Raw genomic sequence first — 18,261 nt, forward strand, 5'->3', positions numbered from 1 at the left:
CCCAGGCGGGGCCCCCCGCCCCGCGAGCCCTTCGACACGCCCCCGCCAGGGGCGGACGAGGCGGTCGATAGCATGGACGGGTGACTCCCCCCTCGCTCGCCGCCGTCCTCTGGGACATGGACGGGACCCTCGTGGACACCGAGCCGTACTGGATGGCAGCCGAGACTCCGCTCGTCGAGAGCTTCGGCGGCACCTGGTCGCACGAACAGGCGCTGGCCCTGGTCGGACTCGGGCTCGAGGATTCCGCGCGCATCTTCCAGGAGGCGGGGGTGCGGATGGGTGTCCGCGACATCATCGACCGTCTCACCGACGACGTCATGCGACAGCTCTCGCAGACGGGCGTGCCCTTCCGCCCCGGTGCGCGCGAGCTGCTCGCCGGATTGCGGGAATCCGGCATCAAGACGGCCCTGGTGACGATGTCGATGCGCCGGATGGCCGACACCGTCGTGGACCTCATCGACTTCGAGGCGTTCGATGTGGTGATCGCGGGCGACGACGCGACGCGGCCGAAGCCCTTCCCCGATCCCTACCTGCAGGCGTGCGATGCCCTCGGCGTGACACCGGCCGAGACGGTCGCCATCGAGGACTCGCCCAACGGGCTGCGGTCCGCGGTCGCATCCGGCGCGGCCGTGATCGGCGTTCCCCTGATGGTCTCGATCGCCGGGGCGGGCGCCCACGCTGTGTGGCCGACGCTCGAAGGCCGCACCGCGGCGGATGTCGCCGCGGTCCACACGGCTCATTTCAGCGCGAAGGAGCCCGTACGATGACCGAACGACCCAGTGGACCGTTCCGCATCGGCGACCGCGTGCAGCTGACCGGACCCAAGGGACGCCTGTCCACCATCACCCTTCGCCAGGACGGCGAGCTGCACACCCACCACGGCGTGCTCCGCCACACGGCGCTCATCGGGCAGCCAGACGGGTCGGTCGTCGCGAACAGTGCGGGCCACGAGTATCTGGCGCTGCGCCCGCTCCTGCGCGACTTCGTGATGTCGATGCCGCGCGGCGCCGCCATCGTTTACCCGAAGGATGCCGCGCAGATCCTCGCCGAGGCAGACGTGTTCCCCGGCGCTGTGGTCGTCGAGGCGGGCGTCGGATCGGGCGCGCTCTCGCTCTGGCTGCTGCGCGCAACGGGGTCGAGCGGACGCCTCATCTCGTTCGAGCGAAGAGCTGAGTTCGCCGACGTGGCGCGTGCGAACGTCGAAACGTACCTCGGGGGAATGCCCGAGAACTGGGATGTCGTGGTCGGCGATCTCGTCGAATCGCTGCCCGAGACGGTGGCTGCGGCATCCGTCGACCGTGTCATCCTCGACATGCTGGCGCCGTGGGAGTGCATCGACGTCGTCGCCGACGCGCTCACACCCGGAGGAGTCGTGCTCTGCTACATCGCGACGGCCACCCAGCTGAGCCGTGTCGCCGAGTTCATCCGGGGGACCGGTCTGTTCACCGACCCTGAGGCGAGCGAGACGATGGTGCGCGGGTGGCATGTCGAAGGCCTCGCGGTCCGTCCCGATCATCGGATGATCGCCCACACCGGCTTCCTGCTGTGGGCGCGCCGGCTCGCACCCGGCGCCGTCCCGCCCGAGGTCAAGCGCCGCGCCTCGAAGTCGAGCTACGGCGACGAGGACGTGGAACTGTGGACCCCCGGCGCGGTCGGCGACCGGCAGATCACCGACAAGAACCTCCGCAAGCGCGTTCGCGAGGCGCAGCGGGCCGCCGACGGGGCGCGACTGGCGGCCGGCTCGGCGGAGACTGCCGAACCTTCCGTCTAGGATTGTCCGGTGCGCAAGATCCCCGCTGCCCTCGCGGTCCTCACCCTCGCCGTCGTCTCACTGACCGGCTGCTCGATGCCCGGCGCATCGGGGTGCACCCGCCCGGCAGTGCCGGATCAGGACGTGATGGACCTCATCAAGGTCTCCGGGTCGACCGATGCCGCGCCCCAGGTCGATGTGCGCACGCCGTTCCACACCACAGACGTTTCGTTCCAGGATGTCGAGACGGGCGATGGCACGCCGATCACGAGCGACAAGCAGCTCGTCGTGGTCGACATCTCCGTCGTCAGCGGCAAGACGGGCGAGGTCGTCGCCAAGACCGGGTACTCGGGCGATCTGACCTCGGTGCGCCCTGTCTCGGCTCTGTCCGGCCTGTTCCCAAAGATGGGCGACGCGCTGCACTGCGCGACGGAGGGCTCCCGCGTCGTGCTGGCCGTGCCGCCGGGCGGGGTGGAGGCCCAGACGGCGGCGAGCATCGGACTCGCCGGTGACGAGTCGGCCGTCGCGGTCATCGACCTGCGGAAGGTCTATCTGCCGAAGGCGGACGGTTCGAACGTCTACAACACCGGCCAGGGACTCCCCACGGTGGTGCGCGCGCCCGACGGCCGCCCCGGGATCATCGTGCCCGACGGCGCCCCGCCGACGAAGCTGGCGGTGCAGACCCTCAAGAAGGGCGACGGCGAGGTCGTGACCGGCGACGTGCCGGTGCGTGTCCACTACACCGGTGTGCTGTGGGACGCCAAGACGGTGTTCGACACGACGTGGGACGGTGAGCCGAAGTCGATCACGCTCGACTCCGTCGTGCCCGGGTTGGCAACGGCTCTGAAGGGCGCCACGGTGGGGTCCCAGATCATGGTGGTCGTGCCACCCGACAAGGGGTATGGCGACCAGGCGCAGGGCTCGATCCCGGCCGGCTCGACACTGGTGTTCGTTGTGGACATCCTTGGTCTGGACGCCCCGGCGACCACCACCCAGTAGCCGCTCGGTGGGCTTCGGCGGCCTCGACGCCGTTCGTATGAGATTTCGACACGCGGGCTTCGCCCGCTGCCCAATCCAGAGTCGGGTCGCATCAACGCGGGCTGCGCTCGCATTGATCCGACCCGACTCTAGGATGAGTGAGTGCCCGCGAACACGACCGTGAAGAACCCGCCCGAGGAGCGGCTGGTCAACCTCGTCGTCGCGCTCATGGCGACCGAGCAGGGGCTCACCAAGGACACGATCCTCACGTCGGTGGCGGGTTATCGCGAGCAGAGCGATGCCGGCGCATCCAAGGACGCGCTCGAGAAGATGTTCGAGCGCGACAAGGAGAGCCTCCGCGGCCTGGGCGTCCCGATCGAGACGATCGGCGACTGGGCGGATCCCGATGATCTCCGTGAAGCTCGCTATCGCGTGCCGACATCGGAGTACGCCCTTCCCGAAGACATCGAGTTCACCCCTGCGGAGCTCGCCCTGCTGAATCTCGCCGGCGGCGTCTGGAGCGAGAGCTCCATGTCGGATGACGCGCGCAGCGGCCTGCGCAAGATCCGTGCTCTCGGCATCCCGATCGACGAGCCGATCATCGGCTTCTCGCCGCGTATCAGCGTTCACGACCCGTCGTTCTCGATCCTGCAGCGGGCCATCGAGCAGACGAGGGTCGTGACGTTCCCCTACCTCAAGCCCGGCGAAGACGCCCCCCGCATCCGGCGTCTGCAGCCCCTCGCCCTCGTGGACTACGAGTCGCGCTGGCATGTGTTCGGAATCGACCTCGATGTAGCGGCGGATCGCACCTTCCTGCTGTCGCGCATCGTCGGGCCGGTCGAGATCACCCGGCAGTCCTTCGATCCGGCCCTGCGGGATGGCGCAGGAGATCGCGCTCTCGCCGGCCTCGACCAGGTCGCCGCCCGCAACACGGCGCTGCTCGAGGTGAACCCCGGCACCGAGGCGGCACTGCGGCTCAGCCGGCGGTCCACCCCCGCCGAGCAGGGCATCCATGTGTCGTTCGTCGACATCAACATCTTCGCCGACGAGCTCGCCTCATACGGACCGGAGGTCCGTGTCGTCGAGCCCGCCGAGCTGACTGCGCAGGTGATCTCGCGGCTCGAGCTGGCGCGCGCCGTCAACAGCCGGGACACGTCATGACCCGCCGCCGCCCGCTGCTGGCCACCGACCGCGCTGCGCTCATGCTCCAGCTGGTGCCGTACCTCATCGGCAAGGGCGAGGTCTCGATCCTGGAAGCGGCCGACGAGTTCGACGTCACCCCCGAGCAGATGCGATCGATGGTCGAGAAGCTGACGGTGATCGGCCTGCCCGGCGACGGCGGCTACTGGCAGATGGCGAACGAGCTGTTCGACATCGACTGGGATCTGCTCGATGAGCGGGACATTATCGTCATCACCAATTCGGTCGGCCTCGAGCGCTCGCCGAAGCTCACAGCCCGCGAGGCGGCGGCCCTGCTCGCGGGGCTGCAGCTCGCGCGGACGATCCCGGGAGTCGGCGACACCGAGCTGTTCTCCGGTCTGCTCGCGAAGCTCGCCCGCGGCGCGTCGAGCACGCCGGCGGATGTGATCGTCGCGCCCGGACCGGTCGACGCGGTGCGCGACACGGTCGCCGCGGCCCTCCAGCGCCAGGTGGCGGTCTCGTTCACGTACAAGGCACCGGATGCCCCGCCTACCACCCGCACCGTGGACCCCGTGAAGGTCCACATCGCCGACGGACAGTGGTACCTGCAGGGCTGGTGTCACCTGCGTCAGGCGATGCGGACCTTCCACCTGGACCGCGTCAGCGACCTCGAGCTCACCGGCACCCCGATCACGCACGGCCAGGATCCGGTTCCGGGGTGGTTCGATGCCGACGCCGGAGACGTGGTCGCCCGGATCCGGTTCCCGGCCTCCGTCGCACCGCTGCTCGGCGACTACCTCGAGCGAGCGACGATCGAGACCTCGGACGACCCGCTGGTCGCCGCGATGCGGGTCGCGGACGAGCTGAGCCTGCGCCGCCTCGCCGCTCGCCGAGGCGGGGATGTCGAGATCCTCGAACCCGCCGGGGCGCGCCGCGCGGCGGCGGACTGGGCCGAGGCGGGACTCGCGCAGTATCGCTGATCCCGCTCGACACGACTTCGCCGCGCGCGGCGGCCCGCACGAACCCGCGGGTTACAATGATCACTGACCCGCCGAAAGGACATCGTCATGCTGCAAGGCCTTACAGGGTGGCACTTCCTGATCATCCTCGCGGTGATCCTGTTGCTGTTCGGCGCGGCGAAGCTCCCCGCGCTCGCCAAGAGCATGGGCCAGTCGGCTCGAGTCTTCCGCGGCGAGATGAAGGCGATGAAGGACGAAGACGCCGCGGCCGCACCCGCCGCCGATCCCGGCACCGCCGCCTCCGTCGAGACGCCGGCGACCGATGTCCGCGCAGACGCGGGCGGAACCGCAGACACCAAGTCCTGACGGCCGTGGCCACGGCGGGACCGCCGCGCATCGAAGATCCGAACGTGCCGCGGCGTGACAAGCGGATGTCGCTGGGGCAGCACCTGGTCGAGTTGCGCAGGCGCCTGATGATCGCCGCGCTCGCGCTCGTCGTCGGGATGGCCGTCGGATTCCTGATCACGGATCCCGTCCTCAAGCTCATCACCGAGCCCATCCGGCAGGTCGCGCAGACGCGGGGCGAGACGGGCGCGGTCGAGCTGATGTTCAGCACGGTGACGTCCGGATTCGATCTGAAGCTGCGCATGTCGTTCGCGATCGGCCTGCTGATCTCGGCGCCGATCTGGATGTGGCAGATCTGGGCGTTCGTGATGCCCGGGCTCACCCGCAAGGAGATCCGCTACACCGTCGGATTCCTCGCCGCGGCGATACCGCTGTTCTTCGCAGGGTGCTGGGCCGGCCTTGTCGTGATGCCGCACATCGTCGAGTTGATGGCATCGTTCGTGCCGGCCGGAGCGGCGGCGTTCTACGACGCGTCGTACTACTACGACTTCGTCTTCAAGCTGCTGCTGGTCGTCGGGGTGGCGTTCGTGCTTCCGGTGTTCCTGGTCGCACTGAACTTCGCCGGAATCATGTCGGGCCGGGCGATCCTGAAGGGCTGGCGCATCGCCGTGCTGGTCTCGATCGTGTTCGCAGCCCTTGCGACCCCCGCCGCAGACATCGTCAGCATGCTGCTGCTGTCGGGCATCCTCGTGGTGCTGTTCCTCGCCGCCGCGGGCGTGTCGCTGCTCTTCGACCGTCGGCGCGCCAAGCGCGTGGCGGCGATCCTGCCTCCTGAGGCGCCCGCGTGACGGGGCCCGCCGCGTGACCGCGCCCGGTCCCGCTGAGCGCTACGCGCGCGCCACCGAGCTCGCCAAGCAGGACCGGAGCCATCCGATCACGACCGCGTTCGCGGCATCCCAGCGCTTCACACTCGACCCCTTCCAATCGGCCGGATGCCGCGCGCTCGAAGAGGGACGCAGCGTCCTGGTGGCCGCGCCGACCGGCGCCGGCAAGACGATCATCGGGGAGTTCGCCGTCCACCTCGCGATGCGCGAGCCGGTGCGCAACGGACAGGGCGACAAGGCGTTCTACACCACGCCCATCAAGGCGCTGTCGAACCAGAAGTTCCGCGAACTGCAGGACGTGTACGGCGCGGACGACGTCGGCCTGCTGACCGGCGACACGAACATCAACGGCAGTGCGCGCATCGTCGTGATGACGACCGAAGTGCTGCGCAACATGCTGTACGCGGACTCGCCCGCACTGCGCGGCCTGAAGTACGTGGTCATGGACGAGGTGCACTACCTCGCAGATCGGTTCCGCGGGGCGGTGTGGGAGGAGATCATCATCCACCTCCCGCAGGACGTGCGGCTCGTCTCGCTCTCGGCGACGGTGTCCAACGCCGAGGAGTTCGGCGACTGGCTCGACACCGTCCGCGGCGACACCGAGGTGATCGTCTCCGAGATCCGCCCGGTGCCGCTCGAGCAGCATGTCCTCGTGCGCGGCGATCTGCTGCCGCTGTTCGACGATCGAGCGGGGATCGCGACCGCCCAGGTGAACCAGGAGCTCATGCGCATCCGCTCGTTCAAAGGGCCGATGTACGAGAACAACCGCCGCGCACAGGCGATGAGCAGCAGTCGGCAGAAGGGCCAGTTCGACGCGCCCCGCCGTCGCCCGAATCGCGGCGGCAAGCGCCCGGTGCGCTCCGCCAACATGCAGCGGATCGAGCGGCTCGACCGGCCCGAGGTCGTCGAGCTCCTCGGGCGGGCGAACCTGCTTCCAGCGATCTTCTTCATCTTCAGCCGCGCCGGATGCGACGCCGCCGTGCAGCAGGTGAGGCGCGCGGGTGTCCGGCTGACCTCTCCCGACGAGCGCGCCGAGATCAGGTCGATCGTCGAGGAGCGCACGCGGACGCTGCACGACGAGGATCTCGCGGTGCTCGGCTACTACGACTGGCTCGACAACCTCGAGCGGGGGCTCGCCTCGCACCACGCGGGCCTGCTGCCGGCCTTCAAGGAGGTGGTCGAGGACCTGTTCCAGCGCAAGCTGGTGAAGGTCGTCTTCGCCACCGAGACGCTCGCCCTCGGCATCAACATGCCCGCCAGGACGGTGGTGCTCGAGAAGCTCGAGAAGTTCAACGGCGAAGCGCGCGTGGCGATCACCTCGGGCGAGTACACGCAGCTCACCGGCCGCGCGGGGCGGCGCGGGATCGACGTCGAGGGTCACGCGGTGATCCAATGGACCGAGGGTCTCGATCCGCAGCAGGTCGCCGCGCTCGCGTCGCGCCGCACGTACCCGCTCAACTCCAGCTTCCGCCCCACGTACAACATGGCCGTCAACCTCATCGACCAGTTCGGGCGGGGGAGGGCGCGTCAGATCCTCGAGTCTTCGTTCGCGCAGTTCCAGGCGGATCGGGCCGTGGTGGGACTCGCACGGCAGGTGCGGGAGCAGGAGGAGTCGCTCTCGGGCTACGAGAAGGCGATGACGTGCGACCGCGGGGACTTCGCCGAGTACTCCGCGATCCGCCGCGATCTGAGCGACGCCGAGAAGCTCAACCGGAAGGATGCGAACGCCTCGCGCGCGACGCGCGACGCGCGCCAGCGCGAGATCGGCGGACTGCGACGGCGGATGCAGCGGCATCCGTGCCATCAGTGCCCCGACCGCGAGCACCACGCCCGCTGGGCCGAGCGCTACTGGCGACTCAAGCGCACGATCGACAAGATGCGCCAGCAGATCGATGCCCGGACGGGAACCGTCGCGCGCATCTTCGATCGCGTCGTCGATGTGCTCGCCGCTCTCGACTACGTCCGCGTGGCCGAGGACGGCGGCACCAGGCTGACCCCGTCGGGTCGCACGATGCGCCGCATCTACGGCGAGCGGGACCTGCTCGTCGCCGAGTCGCTGCGCCTTGGTCTGTGGAAGGATCTGGATGCCGCATCCCTCGCCGCCCTCGCGTGCTGCCTGGTCTACGAGCCGCGCCGTGACGAGGCGAGCACGGGGGAGCGGGGGCTCCCGCGGGGTGTGTTCCGGGTGGCGCTGAATGAGACGCAGGCGCTCTGGCAGCAACTCGACGACCTCGAGCGCGATCATCGCCTGCCGGGCTCGGAGCCGATCGCCGCGGGGCTCGCGCGGGCGATGCACTCCTGGGCGCGGGGCGGAGCCCTGGACCGCGTCCTCGATGAGGCCGACCTCGCGGCAGGAGACTTCGTGCGCTGGGCGAAGCAGACGATCGACCTGCTCGACCAGCTCTCGATCGTCGCCGAACCCGCCCTCGCGGCCACCGCGCGGAAGTCCCTCGACGCCGTTCGCCGCGGCATCGTCTCGTACTCGTCCGTTTAGGGTTGATGCGTGCCCGAGCCCGTCGCCTCCGCGAGCCGACCCGCGATCGCGGGCCCTGCCGCGCCGCTGCCGCTCTGGGGAGCGGTCATCGTGTCCGCACTCGGCGGGCTCGTGCTCACGACGGCGTTCCCCGCGTTGGGCTGGTGGCCGACCGTCTTCGTCGCCGTGCCGATGGCACTCGTCGCCCTCATCGGCAGGCGGGCCTGGAGCGCGCTGCTCGTCGGCTTCGCGTTCGGCGCGGGCTTCTACTTCGTCAACGTGTCGTTCACCGCCCGCTACCTCGGGCCGGTTCCGTGGATCGCACTCTCGATGCTGGAAGCCGTGCTCACCGCGGTGTTCGCCGTCCCCATCGCCCTCGCATACCGGTGGCTGCCGCGCGCGCTCCCCGGGCGGTGGGCGCGCCTCACCCTGCTGCCGCTGCTCGTCGCCGGGCTCTGGACGATGCGCGAGCAGGTCATCGGCTCATGGCCGTACGGCGGATTCCCATGGGGGCGTGTCGGCGTCACGCAGTCGACGAGCGTTCTCGGACATCTGGCGTCCTGGGTCGGGATCTCGGGCCTGACGTTCCTCATCGTGTTCTGCTGCGCGGCTGCGCTCGAATACGTCCGCCTCCGCCAGTTCCGCACCGTCCGGTACGCCTTCCCTGCGGTGCTCGCCGCGCTCCTGCTGGTGCTCGTTCCGCAGTTCCCGACGACGGATGCCGGCACCATCCGCGTCGGCGCGGTGCAGGGCAACGGGCCGGCGGGCTACTTCGACGAGCGGACGCCGAACGCCGTCCTCGACGCGCAGCTGGCGGCGACGGAGCCTCTTGTGGGACAGGACATGGACGTCCTGCTGTGGCCAGAGGGCGGGATCGACTCCGACCCGACGACGGATGCCTCGACGGCTGCGGTGCTCGACGGCCTTGCCGACCGGGTCGGCGCGCCGCTGCTGGTGAGCGCCGTCACCACGCGGGGCGATCAGTACTTCAATTCCTCGCTGCTGTGGAAGACGGATGCCGACAACCCGGCGCAGGTATACGACAAACGGCATCCCGTGCCTTTCGGCGAGTACGTTCCCGACCGCTGGTTCTACAATCTGCTGGCCCCCGACCTCATCGGTCTGATCGGTCGCGGCTACACACCGGGGACGTCGCAGCCCTTCTTCGATGTCGGGGGCACCGGGGTGGGACTCGCGATCTGCTTCGACGTCATCTACGACGACGTCATCTGGGACGGCGCGCGCGACGGCGCCGAGGTGTACATGTTCCAGACGAACAACGCCGATTTCCGCGGCACCGACGAGAACCTCCAGCAGCTGGCGTTCGCCCGCATGCGGGCCATCGAGACCGGCCGGGCCGTGGTCAACCTCTCCACGGTGGGCACCAGTCAGGTCATCGCGGTCGACGGCACCGAGATCGCGGGACTGCCTCCCGACGTGGCGGGGCATCTGCTGGTCGACGTGCCGCTGCGCACGGGCCTGACCCCCGCCGTCATCGCCGGTGCCGCGATCCAGACCGTGATCGGATGGGGGAGCCTGGCGGCGATCCTGGCACTGGGCGTGATCGCCGCGCGACGGCGGGGCAACGCCGAGACGCCGGCTCCCGAAGGAACCGGCGTCTCGCGGAATGCGTGAGCGTCAGGCGCTGATCTTGTCGAGCGTGACGTCTTCACCAGCGCCACGGCGCGAGCGCACGTAGGCGAGGCGCTCTTCGAGGAGCTCTTCGAGCTCGGAGAGCGAGCGCCGCTCGAGCAGCATGTCCCAGTGGCTGCGGGCGACCTTGTCGCCGCTGTGGTCGACGGTCGCGGTGCCGTCACCGATGCGCAGCAGCGACTCGGCGCCGCAGATGCGGCATTCCCACGCCTGAGGAATCTCGGCGTCGGCTGCGAATGTCATGGTCGTGTCACGTCCGCACGACGTGCACGTGTAGGTGTGCTGTGCGCGCTCATGGAATACGACGCCCTCTTCGCTTTGCAGGCTCTGGGCGCCGAGTCGGATGCCGCGCAGACTGCGGTCTGCCATGGTGAGGTCCTCTCGTCGTCTTCAGGTATAACGAAGTGACCTGAGCGGATACTCCGAACGCAGGGCTCTCGAGAACCTTTCACAGTGTATGCACAGTGTGAGGCGCCATCCGTTCGCGGGGCGCCCGCACCCGGGTCAGTCCTTCAGGATCCGCAGCGCGATATCGGCTCGATCGGTCACGATCCCGTCGACTCCCCGCGCCACGAGGCGGCGCATGGCGACGGGATCATTGACCGTCCAGACATGCACCTCGACGCCGTGCCGGTGAGCCGCTTCGATGAGTCTCTTCGTCACGATCCGCACCGGCCCGCGACGTTCGGGCACCTGCAGGGCGTCGACGTCGGCGAGGGCACGGTGCACGAGACGGTCCGATCTCACCGCGAGGGCACCCAGCAGCCGGACGATCGTCGCGGTCCCTGCGGATGTCGCGGGACGGATGCCGGCTCCCGCCGCCAGCGCAGCCTCGAGCGCCTCTCGGCGCCGGTCGTCGGAGAAGCTCGTGACCAGCACGCGCTCCGCGTGCGGAGCGATGAGTCTGCCGACGGGGACGGCCGCATCAGGGACTTTCACGTCGAGGTTGAACCGCACGTCCGGAAACGCGTCGAGCGCCTGCACCAGCGTGATGAGCCCGCCGCGCTGGGCCATGAGCTTCTCGAGCTCGCGCGCACTCACCTGCGCGACCTGTCGAGGGTCGCCGGTCACGCGGGAGAGATCCTCGTCGTGGAACAGCACGACCCTGCCATCCGCGGTGAGGTGGCAGTCGGACTCGACGTAGTCGCAGCCCGCGGCATGAGCGGCGGCGACCGCCGCGAACGAGTTCTCGGCGATGCCGTGCGCGGCATCCTCGGATCGGACCAGCCCGCGGTGCGCGAGCACGCGAGGCGGCGCCGTGCCCTCGAACCAGGGGTGGGTCACGGCGAGGGCGGCTCGCCGCCGGTCAGCTCCTGCTCGGCCCGTGGCGCGTTCGCGGCATCCATGATGGAGCCCGTGAACGCACCGCTCATGCCCTTGAGCGCGTCGGTGAACTCGCTCGGGATGATCCACAGCTTGCTCGATGCGCTCTCGGCGATCTTCGGAAGTGTCAGCAGGTACTGGTAGGCGAGCAGCTTCTCGTCGGGGTTGCCCGCATGGATCGCGTCGAAGACCGTCTTGATCGCCTCTGCCTCACCCTGGGCATGCAGCACCTGGGCCTGCTTGTCGCCTTCGGCGCGCAGGATGTCCGCCTGCCGCCGGCCCTCGGCTTCGAGGATCTGCGACTGTTTGGACCCTTCGGCCGTCAGGATCACGGCGCGCCGGTCGCGTTCGGCGCGCATCTGTTTCTCCATGGAGTCCTGGATGGAGTGCGGCGGATCGATCGCCTTCAGCTCGACACGGTTGACGCGGATGCCCCATTTGCCGGTGGCTTCGTCGAGGACGATGCGCAGCTGCCCGTTGATCTCGTCACGACTGGTGAGAGCCTGTTCGAGGTTCAGCCCGCCGACCACGTTGCGCAGCGTCGTCGTGGTGAGCTGCTCGACGGCGCCGAGATAGTTCGCGATCTCATACGTCGCCGCGCGGGCGTCGTTGACCTGGAAGTACACGACCGTGTCGATCGAGACCACGAGGTTGTCTTCGGTGATCACCGGCTGCGGCGGGAACGACACCACCGTCTCGCGCAGGTCGACCAGCGGACGCAGCCGGTCGACGAAGGGCACCAGTATGTTGAGGCCGGGGCTCAGCGTGCGCTGGTAGCGGCCGAGGCGCTCCACGACCCCGGCGTATGCCTGCGGGATGATGCGGATCGAGCGGAAGAGCACCACGACCACGAAGATCGCCACGGCGACGACCAGCGCGATCACGAGGATCTGCCCGACGAGCGTGCCGATGTCAGCCATTGTGCGAAGTCCTTCCGTCTTCCGTGCCGGTCACGGTGTTCGCCGGTACGACCTCGACCGTCGCTCCCGACACGGCGGCGACGACGACCCGATCGCCGACATCCAGCTCTGCCCCCGACTGCGACGGCGCGAGGCGGGCCGTCCAGGTCTCGCCATTGTCGAGCTTGACCAAGCCCTTGGTGTCGGTGAAGCGCGACATGACGCGCCCGCCCTGGCCGTAGATCGCGTCGACGTTGGTCTTCGCGTCCGGATCGCTGCGATGCAGTCGGCGCAGCAGCAGCGGCTTGATCGTGAAGAGCAGCAGGACCGACAGCACTGCGGCCACCACGATCTGCAGCCACCAGGGGCCGCCGAGCAGGTTCACGCCCAGCCCGCCGATGAGCGAGCCGGTCGCCAGCATGAGGAACGTGAATTCCAGCGTGACGAGCTCGATGATGATGAAGATGACCGCGAGTGCCAGCCATCCGATCCACATGTACTGCGTGAGATCCGGCACCTTCGCCCAGTCCCTTCTTCGCCTCTGTTGGAACCCTAACACCGGCTGGAACACCCGCGGTTGATAGGGTCGAATCGGCCCGGAGGACCCCGTCCGGGCGCCGATCCGTCAGGAGCCGCCACCATGTTCCAGCCTCTCGCCGCCGACTCGCTGAAAGGCAGGACCGCACTGGTCACCGGGTCTTCGCGCGGCATCGGCGCAGACACCGTCCGGTACTTCGCCGAGGCGGGCGCGAACGTCGTCATCAACTTCCGCAACAAGGCTCCTCGGGCCGAGAAGCTCGCGAACGATCTGCGCGCACTGGGCGTCGAGGCTCTCGTCGTAGGCGCCGACCTCACCGACCCCGATTCGGTGCAGGCGATGTTCGACGAGGTGAAGCGCACGTTCGGCGGCCTCGACATCCTGGTCTTGAACGCGTCGGGCGGCATGGAGTCGGGGATGGCCGAGGACTACGCGCTGAAGCTCAACCGTGACGCCCAGGTCTCCGTGCTCGAGACTGCGCTGCAGCTGCTGGGCGAGGGCGGGCGCGTCGTGTTCGTGACGAGCCATCAGGCCCACTTCATCCGCACCACTCCCACGATGCCCGAGTACGAACCCGTTGCGCTGTCCAAGCGTGCGGGCGAGGACGCACTGCGTGAGCGCATCCCCGCGCTGACCGAGCGCGGCGTGGAGTTCGTCGTGGTGTCGGGCGACATGATCGAAGGCACCATCACCGCGACCCTGCTCGAGCGCGCGAACCCCGGCGCGATCGCCGAGCGTCGCGAGTCGGCGGGAAAGCTCTACAACGTCAGCGAGTTCGCCGCCGAGGTCGCGCGCGCCGCGGTGGATCCGATCCCCTCCGACAACACCCGTCTGGTCGGAGACACCGGCTCGTTCGCGGGGGAGTGACGGGTGCGCGCCGAAGACATCGAGAAGCTCGTCTCGGTCGGACGCCCCGAGATCGCCCCGGACGGTTCATTCGCCGTCTTCGCGGTCTCGCGTCCCGATCTGGTCGCGAACCGCGCCGTCGGTCAGCTGTGGCGCATCGACCTCCCCGACGGCGCGCCGCGGCGCCTGACGCGGGGCACCGCCGACTCCGCACCACGGCTGTCGCCCGATGCCTCGCGGATCGCCTTCCTTCGCGGCGACGCGAAGGGCAAGCCGCAGATCTTCGTCGTCGACGGCGGCGGCGGTGAGCCCGTGCAGGCGACGGATGCCGCGCTCGGCGTCAGCGAGTTCGACTGGTCGCCGGACGGGCACGTGCTCGCGTTCACTGCACGCGTCCCCGAGCCGGGACGATACGGCTCGGTCGAGGGGTTGGATGCCGCGGCCGAGGCTCCGCGGCGCATCACGGGTGTGCGGTGGCACGCCAACGGGCTGGGTTACCTCGCCGATCGGCCGTCCCGCCTGTTCGTCATCGAGGCGCCCTCCACCGACAGCGAGCCGTTCTACGAGCCGGCGGCGGTCACCGGCGCCGAGGATGAGAAGCCGAAGAAGAAGCAGGTGCTGGCGCACCAGGCGACGCCCCTGGGTGAGGACGGGCCGTCCCAATCGGGCGCGGTGTTCGCGGGCGACGAGATCCTGACGGTCATCGATGACATCGAACCCATGCGCCGAGACCTGCGCTCCGTCGTCGCCGCCGTCCGCGCAGACGGCAGCGGCGAGCGCGAGGTGCTGGGCCGCGACGCGAATCTCTCGGTGGACGAGGTCGCCGTCGCCGACGACGGCACGATCGCGCTGCTGGCGAGCGACGTGGGCCCGGAAGGCATCGACTTCGTCGCACCGGGCGTGGCGCTCTGGATCGTCGAGCCGTCGGGCCCCCGCGCCTTGACGGATCCCGAGACGGTGGACCTCGGCGAGGTGGGCAGCCACATCACGCCGATCGGCGATGACTTCCTCGTGCAGGACCGCACGCGAGGACGCGTGCGGCTGCTGCGCGTCACCCGTTCGGGGCAGGTCACCGAGGTGCTTGGCGGCGATGTCGAGGTGGCGGGTCACGCGTCGGCGGCTGACAGGATCCTCGCCGCGATCGCCACGCCGGAGTCGTTCGGCGAGCTCATGCTGGTGGAGTCCGGCGAGCCGCGGACTCTCACCGCGTTCGGCGCGCCGGCCGCACACGCGGGAATCGCGTCCGTTCGCGAGCTCACGATCGACGGGCGCGAGGGTTATCCGGTGCACGGCTGGGTCGCCACTCCGCAGGGGGACGGCCCGTTCCCCGTCATCCTGCAGATCCACGGCGGCCCGTATGCCTCTTACGGCATCCATCTCTTCGACGAGACGCAGGTGCTCGTGGACGCCGGTTATGCCGTCGTGTACTGCAACCCGCGCGGATCGGCCGGCTACGGGCGCGAACACGGCCGCGTCATCCGCCAGGCGATGGGAACGGTGGACTTCGCCGATGTCATCGACTTCCTCGAGGAAGTTGTCGCCGCGGACTCGTCCCTCGACGGATCGCGCGTGGGCATCATGGGCGGTTCATACGGCGGCTATCTCACGGCCTGGGTGATCGCGCACGATCATCGCTTCGCCGGCGCGATCGTCGAGCGCGCATTCCTCGACCCCGTCTCCTTCCAGGGCACCAGCGACATCGGCGCCTTCTTCGGGGACGAGTACGTGGGCATCGACTCCGGAGTCATCGCGCGCCAGAGCCCGATGGCCGTCGTCGATCATGTGACCACACCGACTCTCGTCATCCATTCGGAGCTGGACTTCCGCTGCCCACTCGAACAGGCGACCCGCTACTACAGCGCACTGAAGCGTCAGGGGACGGATGCCGAGCTGCTGGTGTTCCCCGGTGAGGACCATGAGCTGACGAGGTCGGGCCAGCCCCGCCATCGCGTGGAGCGATTCGAAGCGGTGCTCGACTGGTGGCGGCGGAAGCTGCCGATCGGCTGAACCGCCGCTCGCACGCGGAAGGCCCGGGACCTCGCGGTCCCGGGCCTTCCGGTGTTCCTGGTGTCAGTCGCCCCGGTAGGTGAAGGCGCGGATGATGTTGATGATGCCGAGGACGACGAGCGCGATGCCCAGCAGCCACCACAGCACGGCGGCTCCCCACAGCGGGGAGAACAGCAGGACGATACCGGCGATGATGCTGATGATCGCGAAGATGATCGACCAGACCTTCGAGCGCGCGTCGCCGAGCGTCGACAGCGCGACGATGCCTTCGACGATCCACATGATGCCGACGAGGATGCCGAGGAACACCGCGAGCCACGCCGTGGTCTGGCTGAGGTTCAGGAATGCGACCACGCCGGCGATGATGAACAGGATGCCGAGCGCGATGTGGCCCACACGGGACCAGCCGCCGCGGTTCTTCGAGAAGATGCCGAGGCCCGCATACACGAGGCCCGCGACGATCGCGTAGATGGCGATGATGGCCGTGACGACCATGGCGGTCTTGCCCGGCCAGGCCAGGATCAGGATGCCGACGATGACGGCGAGGACGCCGCCGACACCGAGCGCGGTGCGGATGCCGTTGATGGCCGATCGCTCGGCCGATGTTTCGCTGGACATGAGATGCCCTTTCTGAGAGTTCCCTGTGAGGTGCGCGCCTCAGCCTAGACCTGTTACGGCAATAGGGGATGAACGATTCCGCGTGTGTCGCGGCATTCCGTTCCGCTGCTGCCAGATCCGTTCTCGCGCTGGAGCGGCAGGCGCGTTACCGTGAGCGTGCGAGCTTCTGACCAGGTAGGGGGAGAGATGGCGGTCTTCTCGAGAGGTTTCGGCGCCCGGCGGCGGGAGAGCGACGCGAGGCTGCCTCCGGGGCAGTACATCACAGAGGACTTTCCGGTGCTGTCGGCAGGCCCGACGCCCAAGATCGACACCGACAAGTGGTCGTTCGCCATCCGCACCGAGGCCGACATGGTCACCACATGGACATGGGACCAGTTCATGGCGCTGCCGATCGAGGACGTGGCGACCGACATCCACTGCGTCACCCGCTGGTCGAAGCTCGGCACCTCGTGGCGCGGCGTATCGCTGGACACCCTGCTCGACCACGTCGAGACGGATGCCGACTTCACGATGGTGCACTCATACGGCGGCTACACGACCAACGTCCCGATGGCGGATCTGCGGGGTGGCCGCGCGTGGGTGGCCTTCGAGTTCGAAGGCGATCCGCTCGACCCCGAGCACGGCGGTCCGGCGCGCCTTCTCGTGCCGCATCTGTACTTCTGGAAGAGCGCGAAGTGGGTGCGCGGCCTCACCCTGATGGCCCGGGATGAGCCGGGCTTCTGGGAGCAGAACGGGTACAACATGCACGGCGACCCCTGGACCGAAGAGCGCTACTGGTGATCGTCGGGGACTGGCGGTCCGCGCGGGTCGTCGAGGTGGCGCCCGCGACGTCCACGGCACGAGTGCTGCACGTCGAGGTGCCGGGCTGGCCGGGAAGCGATCCCGGGCAGCATGTCGACATCCGGCTCACCGCCGAGGACGGCTACCAGGCGGTCCGGTCGTACTCGCTGGGCTCGTACGGCTCCGCCCCCACCATCGAGCTCGCGGTCGATGAGATCCCCGACGGCGAGGTCTCGCCCTACCTCGTGCGCGACGTGCTTCCCGGCGACGAGCTCGAGGTCAAGGGTCCGCTCGGCGGGTACTTCGTGTGGCGGCCTGGGGGAGCACAGCCGGTGCAGCTGATCGCGGGCGGGTCGGGCATCGTGCCGCTCATGGCCATGGCGCGAGCGAGGACCGATGCCACAGCTGACGTGCCGTTCCGGCTGCTGTACTCGGTACGCACCCCCCAAGACGCGATATATCGCGAAGAGCTCGGAAATGGCATCGCGGCCGGGGGAGTGGACGTCACCTGGGCGTACACGCGGTCCGCGCCGCCGGAATGGCAAGGCCGGGTCGGTCGGGTCGACAAGGCGGCGCTGGCGACCTCGGTGTGGCCGGCGGACCGGATGCCGGTGGTCTACGTGTGCGGGCCGACGGGGTTCGTCGAGCATGTCGCCGACACGCTGGTGGAACTCGGCCACGATGCGCGCCGCGTCAAGACCGAGCGCTTCGGAGGTGCGTGATGAGAGCTGAGAACGCCACCGTGGTGGTCGACGGAAACGCGGCGGCCGGCATCCTGTCGGAGGTCTTCGCAGGCGATGTCACCACGATCGTGGGCACCTGCGGGGGATGCGGATCGGCGGCCCCGTTCGCCGAGGCGATCGTCGAGATCGACGAGTTCGCGGCGATCGTCCGCTGCCGTGGCTGCACCCACACGCTCGTGACGGTGCTCCGCGGTGGGTCGCAGACGAGGATCGTCGTGGGAACCCTCCGCGAACTCGTGATCTCCGAGCCGGGAGCGGTGAGCCCAGCACCAGCGTGATCGGGATGAGCACCGGCACGCACCCGATCGTGGTGAGGACACGGTGT

19 protein-coding genes are annotated in these 18,261 nt (G+C 69.0%); 14 read left to right on the top strand and 5 right to left on the bottom strand.

What is annotated here, in order from left to right; translation table 11 throughout:
• Nucleotides 1-80 precede the first annotated feature (80 nt).
• The 9 genes from ABD212_RS05130 (at nt 81) to lnt (ending at nt 10,164) form a co-directional block, all read left to right on the top strand.
• The gene (locus ABD212_RS05130) at nt 81-767 is read left to right on the top strand and encodes an HAD family hydrolase (protein WP_425561232.1); all 687 of its coding nucleotides are present in this window, start codon (nt 81-83) and stop codon (nt 765-767) included.
• On the top strand, nt 764-1,771 hold the full coding sequence (locus tag ABD212_RS05135) for a tRNA (adenine-N1)-methyltransferase (RefSeq protein ID WP_344091876.1): 1,008 nt from the start codon (nt 764-766) through the stop codon (nt 1,769-1,771). Before ABD212_RS05130 ends, ABD212_RS05135 begins: the two co-directional genes overlap by 4 nt.
• 9 nt (nt 1,772-1,780) lie before the next feature.
• Nucleotides 1,781-2,749: an FKBP-type peptidyl-prolyl cis-trans isomerase gene (locus ABD212_RS05140; protein ID WP_344091878.1), complete on the top strand. Its 969-nt coding sequence runs from the start codon at nt 1,781-1,783 to the stop codon at nt 2,747-2,749.
• 207 nt (nt 2,750-2,956) lie between these two features.
• Nucleotides 2,957-3,889 (top strand): helix-turn-helix transcriptional regulator, encoded by a 933-nt coding sequence (locus ABD212_RS05145; protein ID WP_425561241.1) that lies wholly within the window; start codon nt 2,957-2,959, stop codon nt 3,887-3,889.
• Entirely contained in the window at nt 3,886-4,848 is a 963-nt protein-coding gene (locus ABD212_RS05150) for a helix-turn-helix transcriptional regulator (RefSeq protein WP_344091882.1), read from the top strand. The genes ABD212_RS05145 and ABD212_RS05150 overlap by 4 nt, the downstream gene beginning before the upstream one ends.
• An 87-nt stretch (nt 4,849-4,935) precedes the next feature.
• A complete protein-coding gene (gene tatA / locus ABD212_RS05155; protein ID WP_344091884.1) occupies nt 4,936-5,193 on the top strand; it encodes a Sec-independent protein translocase subunit TatA in 258 nt (85 codons plus the stop codon).
• Nucleotides 5,194-5,258: 65 nt separating this feature from the next.
• Complete coding sequence (gene tatC, locus ABD212_RS05160) at nt 5,259-6,020, top strand: twin-arginine translocase subunit TatC (RefSeq protein WP_344092454.1); 762 nt, start codon at nt 5,259-5,261, stop codon at nt 6,018-6,020.
• 13 nt (nt 6,021-6,033) lie between these two features.
• Complete coding sequence (locus tag ABD212_RS05165) at nt 6,034-8,550, top strand: DEAD/DEAH box helicase (protein ID WP_344091886.1); 2,517 nt, start codon at nt 6,034-6,036, stop codon at nt 8,548-8,550.
• A gap of 9 nt (nt 8,551-8,559) precedes the next feature.
• Nucleotides 8,560-10,164: an apolipoprotein N-acyltransferase gene (gene lnt, locus ABD212_RS05170; RefSeq protein ID WP_344091888.1), complete on the top strand. Its 1,605-nt coding sequence runs from the start codon at nt 8,560-8,562 to the stop codon at nt 10,162-10,164.
• 3 nt (nt 10,165-10,167) lie between these two features.
• Here lnt and ABD212_RS05175 read toward each other — a convergent pair whose 3' ends face one another.
• The 4 genes from ABD212_RS05175 to ABD212_RS05190 form a co-directional block, all read right to left on the bottom strand.
• Entirely contained in the window at nt 10,168-10,551 is a 384-nt protein-coding gene (locus tag ABD212_RS05175) for an RNA polymerase-binding protein RbpA (protein ID WP_344091890.1), read from the bottom strand.
• Nucleotides 10,552-10,686: 135 nt separating this feature from the next.
• On the bottom strand, nt 10,687-11,466 hold the full coding sequence (locus ABD212_RS05180; protein WP_344091893.1) for a glycerophosphodiester phosphodiesterase family protein: 780 nt from the start codon (nt 11,464-11,466) through the stop codon (nt 10,687-10,689).
• Entirely contained in the window at nt 11,463-12,425 is a 963-nt protein-coding gene (locus ABD212_RS05185) for an SPFH domain-containing protein (RefSeq protein WP_344091895.1), read from the bottom strand. The genes ABD212_RS05180 and ABD212_RS05185 overlap by 4 nt, the downstream gene beginning before the upstream one ends.
• Nucleotides 12,418-12,921, bottom strand: a complete 504-nt coding sequence (locus tag ABD212_RS05190) for an NfeD family protein (protein ID WP_344091897.1) — start codon at nt 12,919-12,921, stop codon at nt 12,418-12,420. Before ABD212_RS05190 ends, ABD212_RS05185 begins: the two co-directional genes overlap by 8 nt.
• A gap of 123 nt (nt 12,922-13,044) precedes the next feature.
• Between ABD212_RS05190 and ABD212_RS05195 the strand changes: the two genes are divergently transcribed.
• Both ABD212_RS05195 and ABD212_RS05200 read left to right on the top strand, forming a co-directional pair.
• Nucleotides 13,045-13,809 (top strand): SDR family oxidoreductase, encoded by a 765-nt coding sequence (locus ABD212_RS05195; protein ID WP_344091900.1) that lies wholly within the window; start codon nt 13,045-13,047, stop codon nt 13,807-13,809.
• Between the two features lie 3 nt (nt 13,810-13,812).
• A complete protein-coding gene (locus ABD212_RS05200; RefSeq protein WP_344091902.1) occupies nt 13,813-15,795 on the top strand; it encodes a S9 family peptidase in 1,983 nt (660 codons plus the stop codon).
• Between the two features lie 63 nt (nt 15,796-15,858).
• On the opposite strand, the gene ABD212_RS05205 is transcribed toward ABD212_RS05200, so the two are convergent.
• On the bottom strand, nt 15,859-16,413 hold the full coding sequence (locus ABD212_RS05205; RefSeq protein ID WP_344091904.1) for an HdeD family acid-resistance protein: 555 nt from the start codon (nt 16,411-16,413) through the stop codon (nt 15,859-15,861).
• A gap of 186 nt (nt 16,414-16,599) precedes the next feature.
• Here ABD212_RS05205 and ABD212_RS05210 point away from each other — a divergent pair, with 186 nt between their 5' ends.
• From ABD212_RS05210 to ABD212_RS05220, 3 genes are read left to right on the top strand one after another with little or no spacing between them, the layout of a single operon-like run.
• Complete coding sequence (locus ABD212_RS05210; protein WP_344091906.1) at nt 16,600-17,193, top strand: sulfite oxidase-like oxidoreductase; 594 nt, start codon at nt 16,600-16,602, stop codon at nt 17,191-17,193.
• A complete protein-coding gene (locus tag ABD212_RS05215; RefSeq protein ID WP_344091908.1) occupies nt 17,190-17,915 on the top strand; it encodes a ferredoxin reductase in 726 nt (241 codons plus the stop codon). Before ABD212_RS05210 ends, ABD212_RS05215 begins: the two co-directional genes overlap by 4 nt.
• Nucleotides 17,915-18,214 (top strand): DUF6510 family protein, encoded by a 300-nt coding sequence (locus ABD212_RS05220; RefSeq protein ID WP_344091910.1) that lies wholly within the window; start codon nt 17,915-17,917, stop codon nt 18,212-18,214. The genes ABD212_RS05215 and ABD212_RS05220 overlap by 1 nt, the downstream gene beginning before the upstream one ends.
• The last annotated feature ends 47 nt before the right edge of the window (nt 18,215-18,261 follow it).

The sequence above is a fragment of the Microbacterium deminutum genome (assembly GCF_039530205.1).
Lineage (GTDB): Bacteria > Actinomycetota > Actinomycetes > Actinomycetales > Microbacteriaceae > Microbacterium > Microbacterium deminutum.

Coding starts and splice junctions, on each gene's coding strand:
- ABD212_RS05135 (WP_344091876.1), top strand. CDS start 764: ATGACCGAACGACCCAGTGGACCGTTCCGCATCGGCGACCGCGTGCAG.
- ABD212_RS05145 (WP_425561241.1), top strand. CDS start 2,957: ATGGCGACCGAGCAGGGGCTCACCAAGGACACGATCCTCACGTCGGTG.
- ABD212_RS05150 (WP_344091882.1), top strand. CDS start 3,886: ATGACCCGCCGCCGCCCGCTGCTGGCCACCGACCGCGCTGCGCTCATG.
- tatA (WP_344091884.1), top strand. CDS start 4,936: ATGCTGCAAGGCCTTACAGGGTGGCACTTCCTGATCATCCTCGCGGTG.
- tatC (WP_344092454.1), top strand. CDS start 5,259: ATGTCGCTGGGGCAGCACCTGGTCGAGTTGCGCAGGCGCCTGATGATC.
- ABD212_RS05175 (WP_344091890.1), bottom strand. CDS start 10,551: ATGGCAGACCGCAGTCTGCGCGGCATCCGACTCGGCGCCCAGAGCCTG.
- ABD212_RS05185 (WP_344091895.1), bottom strand. CDS start 12,425: ATGGCTGACATCGGCACGCTCGTCGGGCAGATCCTCGTGATCGCGCTG.
- ABD212_RS05195 (WP_344091900.1), top strand. CDS start 13,045: ATGTTCCAGCCTCTCGCCGCCGACTCGCTGAAAGGCAGGACCGCACTG.
- ABD212_RS05205 (WP_344091904.1), bottom strand. CDS start 16,413: ATGTCCAGCGAAACATCGGCCGAGCGATCGGCCATCAACGGCATCCGC.
- ABD212_RS05210 (WP_344091906.1), top strand. CDS start 16,600: ATGGCGGTCTTCTCGAGAGGTTTCGGCGCCCGGCGGCGGGAGAGCGAC.
- ABD212_RS05220 (WP_344091910.1), top strand. CDS start 17,915: ATGAGAGCTGAGAACGCCACCGTGGTGGTCGACGGAAACGCGGCGGCC.